Below are 8,823 nucleotides of genomic sequence, written 5' to 3'. Positions count from 1 at the left end.
CATCAGCATCGCCGGGTTCACCCGACTGTGCCGAGAACTGGATATCGGCGGCCAGTACAGCGCCTACCTCAACGACAACCTGGGCGTGACCAACCCGCTGGTCGGCGCTGTTTTAAAGCCAAGCGTCAGGAACGCGCAGCACGCCGCACTCAAGTCGGCGCTGCATCAGGGGCTGCTTCGACAGAACATTGAAAAAGACACCTGCGACTCGATTCTCGGTCTCCTGGAAGGACGCCCGGGCATGAAGCCGGGCAACCAAGCGTTGCACTGCAACGACCTGACAATGATGTCTTCAGCGCTGACCGGCATTGTCATTTTCGCCCCCAACCTTGAGCACTCTCGCCAGGCAACGCGGATCGTGGCCTATATCCCGGAAGACCCCGAACATCCCGTCAAGCAGTATCCCGACACGCTGGCGTTCATGACCGAGCTGACCCGCAAATTGCGTTCACCCGCCTACCAGCGCTTTTTCAGCCAGTTCGTCGACCATCAGGAGAGGGGGCATTTTTTCGCCGACCTTAACCGCCGCCTCAGCGCCGTGACCTGGCACCAGCATCAACACGGCGACCCGCTGCCCAGCTGGCGAGAGACGCCCATCGACAAACCCAACCTGCGATTTTCACTGAACCCGATCAACGCCGACCTATGGGCTCACCTCTATCAGCGGCAACTGAACAAGATCCTCAACGACGCACGCACCATTGCTGTCTCCACCGCCCGCGCCGACCGGAATGCACGATGGGCGCAGTGGGACGCCTTCAGCAAAGTCGCCTCGACAATCCTTCAAGCGGCCGCGTTCGTTGCCCTGCCCTTTGTTCCATTCCTCGGCGAACTGACGCTGGCCTATATGGCCTACCAGTTACTCGACGAAGCGTTCGAAGGCATCGTCGACTGGGCCGAAGGCCTGAAAACAGAAGCGTTCGGACACCTGATGAGCGTCGTCGAGTCGCTCGTTCAACTGGGGACATTCGCGGTGGGTGGCGTCATTGCTGTTGGAGAGATCAAACCCTTGCTGTCCCGCGACACACTGGCGCTGTTCGACCGGCTCACTCCCGTCAAAGTGACCGAGAGCAAAACCCGTTACTGGAAACCGGACCTGACGCCTTATGAGCACACCACCAACATCCCGACCGCGGTCAAACCCGATCACCTCGGCCTGTATCAACATCAGGGCAAGACCCTTCTGCCCCTTGAGGACAAGCTCTATGCGGTGCGCTTGAATAGCGAGACCGGGCAGTTTCAGCTTCAGCATCCGAGTCGGGCCGACGCTTATCAACCGCCCCTGCGACATAACAACTACGGTGCCTGGCAGACCGGACTCGAACAACCGCTGAGCTGGGACCGGGAAACCGTCATGCGTCGCCTCGGCCATAGCGTCGAGTCGTTCAGCAGCGCCGAGCGCGAACAGATCCTGCGGATCAGCGGCTTTCACGACAACGTATTGCGCGAAACGCATGTCGAAAATTATCGCCCGCCTTCGCTGCTGACTGACACGATCAAGCGCTTCAAGATCAATCGGGACATTCAGGCCTTGGTCGAGCAGACCAGCAGCGACCAACCCGAGCATTACCAGGCCCTGAACCAGCGCAAATCACTGTTCGAATCTCGCTACCGTGAACTTGAAAAAACCGATGATCAGGACGTTCAGCTACTGCTCGGTGCAGTACAGAACTTACCGACAGACATCGCGCAAGAACTGGTGAGCAATGCAACAGGCACCGAGCTGATGAGCCTGCACAACGGTCAAGTGCCGCAGCGACTCAAGAACGTGGCGCTAAAAGCCATGGAGGCCGTACGTGTCGCCAGAGCCTATGAGGGGTTTTATCTCGCAGACATGGAGTCGGCAGATACCCACCGACTGGCTTTGCATAGCCTCGAATCATTGCCCGGCTGGCCCGCCCATCTGCGCATCGAGGTGAGGGATTATTCGCACRTCGGCACCTTGCGCGACAGCATTGGCCAGGCCGACGCGTCGACCCTGAGAACGCTGGTGCGTGCTGATGACTTCACTTACCAGGTTCACGAGGACAAGCAACTGCCCGGTGACTTTTATCACGCCATCCTTCAAGCGCTGCCGGATGCAGATCGCACTGCACTGGGCTTCACCCTCGAAGACGGCGAGGCCCTCAAACAGCGCATTGCCGAACACGCTGTGGACCAACCGACGTTACGCACACTGTTCGCAAAACACCCTCATCGAAAACCGTTCTACGACCCGACAACCATGCGCCTGCCGGGTGGCACACAGGGTTACAGTCGCAACAACCGCACGACGCCCACCCTCAACGACAGGGTTCGTGAGGTCTACCCCAGCCTTTCACCGGAAGAAATCGAGTCGACTGTCCTTGCATTACAAGGCCATCCGAACGGTGCTCGCGTGGAACTCTCACGCCTGGCCAGCGAGCTCGCACAGCTGCATCGGGACCTGGGAACCTGGGTAAACGATACGCCCACCGTCCACCCTGAAACCGGGGTTGCGCTAAGCGATCTGGAGCAACAGGTCGCACGACACAATCGCCGGTTACTGGCCCAGGAAATCCAGCGTAGCTGGCGCCGACAATCCGATCGGGACTTTGACGCCCCGGATGGCACCGGCCGATATGTGCTAAGGCTCGCAGAACCGTTACTCGGTGACCTGCCGACACTGACTGCCGACTTCAGTCATGTATCACTGCTGTCTCTGGAAGGCAGCCGTGCGGTACATGGCGTCCACGGGTTTCTGCAAAACTTCAAGGGTCTGCACCGTCTCGATTTGCGCCGCTTCTCCCTGACCACCCTCCCCGACGCCATTACCCGAATGCCGAACCTCGACGCACTGGTGCTCAGTGATTGCGGCATCCAGCTCGACGCTGTCGCCTGGTCGAAACTGTCTTCATTGAACAAACTGGTCATGCTCGACCTGTTCAATAATCCGTTCAGTGTGGTGCCCAGCATCGAAACGATGCCCGAACTCGTTCACCTGGATCTGAGCCAAACCGGCCTGAGTGAATTCCCCGCCAGCATCATGCATCACCCCAAACTCGACACCGCCAGACTTTCAAACAACAGTATCAGCGAGCTACCTGGCGGATTGTTCGAGAGTCCGGTCTACAACAAACACGGCGTGTTTCTTACCCGCAACCCGCTCTCCGACAGCGCGCGACAACTGATCAAGCAGCGCTACCTGGACAGCCTCTATGACTTGGGGGTCTATGCCCCCGAGGCGGATATCGCGCGGGTCAAGGCGCTGTACCCGAATATGGAGGTCGAACAGGCAAGCGACTTTGTGTATGAGCTGCCCGGCACACTCGATGACGGCCGACTCGAACTGGCACGCCTGGAAGCAGAGCTCAACCGACTCCGCACCGACTTGTCTGCCTGGACGGCCGACCTGCCGGCCCGCCACCCGTTGACCGGTGAACCTTTCGATGCACAGCAACAACTCATCGAGCACTCGAGTCGCGACGAGTTCAAGCAATTGCTGGAACAGTGCTGGCGACGTGAAACCGATCTGGATGATTTTAATGAGGCGCTTGAGCCCACGTTTGAACTCGCCATCCCCCTCCTCATCAATGGAGATCTGCCGACCCTGAGCGCCGACTTCAGCCATGTGACGTCGCTGGAGATACTGAGCATCGATGGCATAACCCGCACCGGAGGTTTTCTGGAGTCCTTTCCCAAGCTCAAAAGCCTCAGGCTTCGCGACTGCAACCTGGGCAACATTCCCGATGCCGTATTCAAGATGGGGCAACTGCGGTCGTTGTCGCTCCCTGAATGCCGCGTCAGCCTGTCAGTAGAATCGGCAAGCGCGCTAGCGGAAATGGAACAGCTCGATTATCTCGATCTGGCCCGCAATCCTCTGGGGCGAACGCCTGACCTGAGCCAGATGACAGGGCTGGCGACCGTGCTGCTGAATGAAACCGGCATCACTGAAATTCCGCACGGCCTGCTGCAAATGACAGAGCTGGACTGGGCCGATCTCAGTGGCAACGCCATCACTGAAGTTCCGAGCGATGTATTGGAACTGCCGGTGGATATCGCCGAAAACATCACGTTAAGGAGCAATCCGTTTTCCGAGGAGAGCCTGCTACGGCTGATCGGTTACTTCGAACGCACGGGTATGGATTTCGGTGTGCAAGAGGTGATTGATCGAGGCGAATTGGACGTTTCGTCCACTGACGGCTCCGAAGTCGACGAGTAAAACCTCAGGGCGTGACGTGCCGGATCAGCCACGCTCCGACGGCACCGAAGACAATTCGAACGGGCTGCTGCTGCGCCGCTGGTTGCGATCTTCCCGCGGCGTGGCGCCGAAGAAGTTGCGGTAGGCGCTGGAGAAATGCGGCCCCGAAGAGAAGCCACACGACAGGCCGATCTGGATGATCGACTTGCTGGTTTGCATCAACATCTGCCGTGCCTTGTTCAGGCGCAATTCCAGGTAGTACTGGCTCGGCACGCGGTTGAGGTATTGCTTGAAAATCCGCTCCAACTGCCGACGGGACACGCACACATGCTGGGCGATTTCGTCGGTAGTCAGCGGTTCTTCGATGTTGGCTTCCATCAGCAACACGGCTTGCGTGAGCTTCGGATGGCTGGAGCCAAGGCGATTCTGCAACGGAATGCGCTGGCGCTCACCGCCTTCACGAATGCGCTCGACCACCAGCTCCTCGGACACCGCACCGGCCAGTTCAGCGCCGTGGTCACGGGCCAGCACCGCCAGCAACAGATCGAGCACCGACATGCCGCCGCACGCGGTCAGGCGATCGCGATCCCAATCGAACAAATGGCTGGTAGCGATGACCTTGGGGAAACGTTCGGCGAAATCATCCTGCCAGCGCCAATGCACCGCCGCACGATAGCCATCGAGCAAACCGAGCTGGGCCAGTGGATAGACACCGGCCGACAGACCGCCAATCACGCAACCGGCACGCACCAATTGCTTGAGTGCGCTGCTGAGCGCTGGTGCCAACGTGGTCGGCGGCTCATCAGCCAGCAGAAACAGCTTCTGGAAGTTTTCCAGCTTGCCGGTCCACGCCTCACCCGGCAATTGCCAGGCCCCTTCAGCAGGCGTTTCGGCCTGCAGAAACGACAGTTCGTAAACAACGTCCGGATGCACGCGCTGAGCAACACGCAAGGCCTCCTCGGCCAGCGCCAGCGTCAAGGCTTTAGTGCTGGGCCAAATCAGGAAACCAATTCGATGGGCAGTCATGGCGGGCAGTCCGAAACGAAAACAGTGATGAAGGCATGGGCCAATGCTAGCCCGTAAACGAACACAAATCTCAAAACCAGCAAGCCCCCTGTGGGAGCTGGCCTGCCAGCGATGGCGGTATGTCTGTGCCAGAGATGCAAACTGGCTCACCGCTATCGCTGGCAGGCCAGCTCCCACAAGGATCGGGGGCGGGCTTCTAAATTGCGAAGCATGCACTATCCTTGTGCACAACGGCAGCCCTGATTATTTCAAGCTACCGGAGAGGAATTGTTGCAGACGTTCGGACTGTGGATTGACCAGTACTTCACGTGGGTTACCGCTTTCTTCAACCACGCCTTTGTGCAGGAACACCAACTGGTTCGACACTTCACGGGCAAAGCCCATTTCGTGCGTYACCACSACCATGGTCCGRCCTTCCTGKGCCAGSGCCTGCATSACTTTCAGCACGTCRCCYACCARCTCCGGGTCGAGKGCCGAGGTCGGTTCGTCGAACARCATCACCTCAGGTTCCATCGCCAACGCACGGGCAATCGCCACACGCTGCTGCTCACCGCCGGACATATGCCCCGGGTAGGCATCCTTGCGATGGGACACGCCAACCTTGGCCAGATACAGCTCGGCCTTTTCACGGGCTTCGGCCTTGGACATGCCGAGGACGTGAACCGGCGCTTCCATGATGTTTTCCATTGCGGTCATGTGCGACCACAGATTGAAATGCTGGAACACCATCGACAGCCGCGAACGCATGCGTTGCAGTTGTTTCGGGTCGGCGGCTTTCAGCGCGCCGTCCTTGTTCGCCACCAGTTTCAGCTCTTCGTTATTGAGCAGAATCTTGCCGGCGTGCGGTTGCTCAAGCAGGTTGATGCAACGCAGGAAAGTACTTTTGCCGGAGCCACTGGAACCGATGATGCTGATCACATCGCCGGCCGCCGCTTTCAGGGACACGCCCTTGAGCACTTCGTGACTGCCATAGCGTTTATGCAGGTCTTGGACTTCAAGTTTGTACATGCTGTCGGTTCTCACAAAAACAGTCAGTCAGTGGTTTCAGTGCTTGCGCGGGGCGAGGTAGCCCAGCCAGCGGTGCTCGGCCATCTTGAACAGGCGCACCAGAATGAACGTCATGCACAGGTAGAACACGCCTGCGGTGATGTAGGCTTCGAACGGCAAGTAGTACTGAGCGTTCACGGTACGCGCGGCACCGGTGATGTCGATCAAGGTCACGATGGACGCCAGACTGGTGGTCTGCAGCATCATGATCACTTCGTTGCTGTACTGCGGCAGCGCCCGGCGCAGGGCCGATGGCAGCAGGATGCGCTTGTACATCTTGAAGCGCGACATGCCCATGGCCTTGGCCGCCTCGATCTCACCGTTCGGCGTAGCGCGCAGGCTGCCGGCGATGATTTCCGCGGTGTAGGCGCTGGTGTTGATCGCAAAGGCCAGGCACGCACAGAATGTCGCGCTGGACAGCCACGGCCAGAGGAAGCTTTCACGTACTGCTTCGAACTGCGCCAGACCGTAGTAGATCAAGAACAGCTGCACCAGCATCGGCGTGCCGCGGATCACGTAGGTGTAGAGCCAGGCCGACATGTTGACGATCGGCTGCTTGGAAACCCGCATCAAGCCCAGCGGCAAGGCGGCCAGCAAACCGAACAACAGCGACAGCGCGAGCAGTTTGAGGGTGGTGACCAGGCCGCCGAAGTACAGCGGCAAGGCCTCCCAAATGACGTTGTAGTCGAAGATCATAGATCAGCCGCCCTTACGCCTACCGAGTAGCGCTTCTCAAGGTGACGCAATGCCAGCAACGAGACACTGGTGATCACCAGGTACATCGCGGCCACTGCGAGGAAGAAGGTGAAAGGCTCGCGGGTGGCATCTGCCGCCTGCTTGGCCTTGAACATCATGTCTTGCAGACCGACCACCGAAATCAGCGCAGTCGCCTTGGTCAACACCAGCCAGTTATTGGTAAAGCCCGGAATCGCCAGGCGAATCATCTGTGGCACCAATACCCGAAAAAACACCTGAAAACTGCTCATGCCGTACGCCGCACCGGCTTCTGCCTGGCCTTTGGGGATCGCCATGAAGGCCCCACGGAAGGTTTCCGACAGGTACGCACCGAAGATGAAACCCAAGGTGCCGATACCGGCCATCAACGGGTTCAGGTCGATGTAGTCGTCATAGCCGAGCAATGGCGCAACACGGTTGAGCAAGTCCTGACCGCCGTAGAAAATCAGCAGGATCAGCACCAGATCGGGAATCCCGCGGATCACCGTGGAATACAGATCGCCCAGCCTGGCCAGCCAACGTATCGGCGACAGGCGCAATGCGACCCCGATCAGACCCAGAACAATGGCCAAGGCCATGGACGACAAGGCGAGCTGAAGCGTCAACCATGCGCCATCGAGGATGACAGCCCCGTAGCCTTTCAACATGATTCAGGTCCTCGAAAGTTGGGATGAAAAAATGGCGCAAACCTCAGAGATCCTGTTGCTTGCGCCATTTTGGATGGACAGCTGCGACTATTTACTTACCGTAAATATCGAAGTTGAAGTACTTGTCCTGGATTTGCTTGTACTTGCCATTCGCACGAATGGCGACGATGGCGGCGTTGATCTTGTCCAGCTCAGCCTTGTCGCCTTTACGCACGGCGATACCAATGCCGTCGCCGAAGTATTTCTCATMGGTGAAGGCCGGACCAACGAAGGCGAAGCCTTTGCCAGCGTCGGTTTTCAGGAAGCCGTCATCCAGCAGGGTGGCGTCGGCCACGGTGCCATCGAGACGACCGGCAGCCACGTCCAGGTAGATTTCGTTCTGCGAGCCGTACGGCTTGATTTCAGCACCCAGCGGCTTCAGGACTTCTTCGGCGAAACGGTTGTGGATCGAACCGCGTTGCACGCCGATTTTCTTGCCCTTGAGTTCGGCCAGGTTGTCGCTGACCTGCGTACCGGCCTTCATGACCAGACGTGCCGGGGTGTTGTAGTACTTGTTGGTGAAGTCCACGGACTTCTTGCGGTCGTCAGTGATCGACATGGACGACAGGATCGCGTCGATCTTGCGCACTTTGAGTGCCGGGATCAGACCGTCAAACTCTTGCTCGACCCAAACGCACTTGACCTTCATCTCTTCGCACAGGGCGTTGCCGATGTCGTAGTCGAAACCAACGATGCTGCCATCCGGCGCCTTGGACGCGAACGGAGGGTAAGCCGCCTCGATACCAATTTTCAGAGGCTTTTCATCGGCGAACGTTGGCAGGGACAGCACGGACAGTGCCAGGGCGCCAAGAAGCACGAGTTTCTTCATCTTAGGACTCCATCGGTATAGGGCGAAAACGGCAGAGTGAGCGACAGCCCAATATGCGAATGGGTGGAAATTGAAAGCTGCGCTGCGTCGTAGGATTGTTGCGTTGAGATCAGCTCTGATTTCAACGCGGGCAACGGCGAGCGAGTGATCGGCATTCTAACGACAGGCCCGAAGCCGATATTTCTTCAATGCGACAACAAATTACAGAAGCACTGAGAAACCCGACCGAGCGCATTGACAGCCCTGCAAATTCATGCAAGAGCAAAAGACAGTGAACCGATCTATGTTGCAAATTGCGGGCCTATTATTCGCAAACCCTTCTAATCCGGCAAGCGCAGCGT

At 58.3% G+C, this 8,823-nt stretch carries 6 protein-coding genes; 1 reads left to right on the top strand and 5 read right to left on the bottom strand.

The window, feature by feature from the left end; all coding sequences use genetic code 11:
* A partial coding sequence (locus AC1DH9_RS14425) for a dermonecrotic toxin domain-containing protein (RefSeq protein ID WP_477808331.1) occupies positions 1-4,180 on the top strand: 4,180 nt, incomplete at its 5' end.
* A gap of 24 nt (positions 4,181-4,204) precedes the next feature.
* Here the strand turns inward: AC1DH9_RS14425 and argR are convergent.
* From argR to AC1DH9_RS14400, 5 genes are all read right to left on the bottom strand, one after another.
* Positions 4,205-5,185, bottom strand: a complete 981-nt coding sequence (argR, locus tag AC1DH9_RS14420) for a transcriptional regulator ArgR (RefSeq protein WP_427545766.1) — start codon at positions 5,183-5,185, stop codon at positions 4,205-4,207.
* A gap of 243 nt (positions 5,186-5,428) precedes the next feature.
* Positions 5,429-6,193 (bottom strand): ABC transporter ATP-binding protein, encoded by a 765-nt coding sequence (locus tag AC1DH9_RS14415; protein WP_019693166.1) that lies wholly within the window; start codon positions 6,191-6,193, stop codon positions 5,429-5,431.
* 36 nt (positions 6,194-6,229) lie between these two features.
* Complete coding sequence (locus AC1DH9_RS14410; RefSeq protein WP_019693167.1) at positions 6,230-6,928, bottom strand: ABC transporter permease; 699 nt, start codon at positions 6,926-6,928, stop codon at positions 6,230-6,232.
* Positions 6,925-7,614, bottom strand: coding sequence for an ABC transporter permease (locus AC1DH9_RS14405; protein WP_429539256.1), 690 nt, complete (start codon positions 7,612-7,614; stop codon positions 6,925-6,927). Before AC1DH9_RS14405 ends, AC1DH9_RS14410 begins: the two co-directional genes overlap by 4 nt.
* Before the next feature lie 91 nt (positions 7,615-7,705).
* A complete protein-coding gene (locus AC1DH9_RS14400; RefSeq protein ID WP_477808330.1) occupies positions 7,706-8,482 on the bottom strand; it encodes an ABC transporter substrate-binding protein in 777 nt (258 codons plus the stop codon).
* Positions 8,483-8,823 lie beyond the last annotated feature (341 nt).

The organism is Pseudomonas sp. 05T35 (assembly GCF_056396605.1).
Note: the sequence above shows the minus strand (reverse complement) of the source record. Positions and strands in the feature narration are given on the sequence as shown.

Excerpts from the sequence above, each read along its gene's own strand:
- argR (WP_427545766.1), bottom strand. The coding sequence starts at position 5,185 with ATGACTGCCCATCGAATTGGTTTCCTGATTTGGCCCAGCACTAAAGCC.
- AC1DH9_RS14410 (WP_019693167.1), bottom strand. The coding sequence starts at position 6,928 with ATGATCTTCGACTACAACGTCATTTGGGAGGCCTTGCCGCTGTACTTC.
- AC1DH9_RS14405 (WP_429539256.1), bottom strand. The coding sequence starts at position 7,614 with ATGTTGAAAGGCTACGGGGCTGTCATCCTCGATGGCGCATGGTTGACG.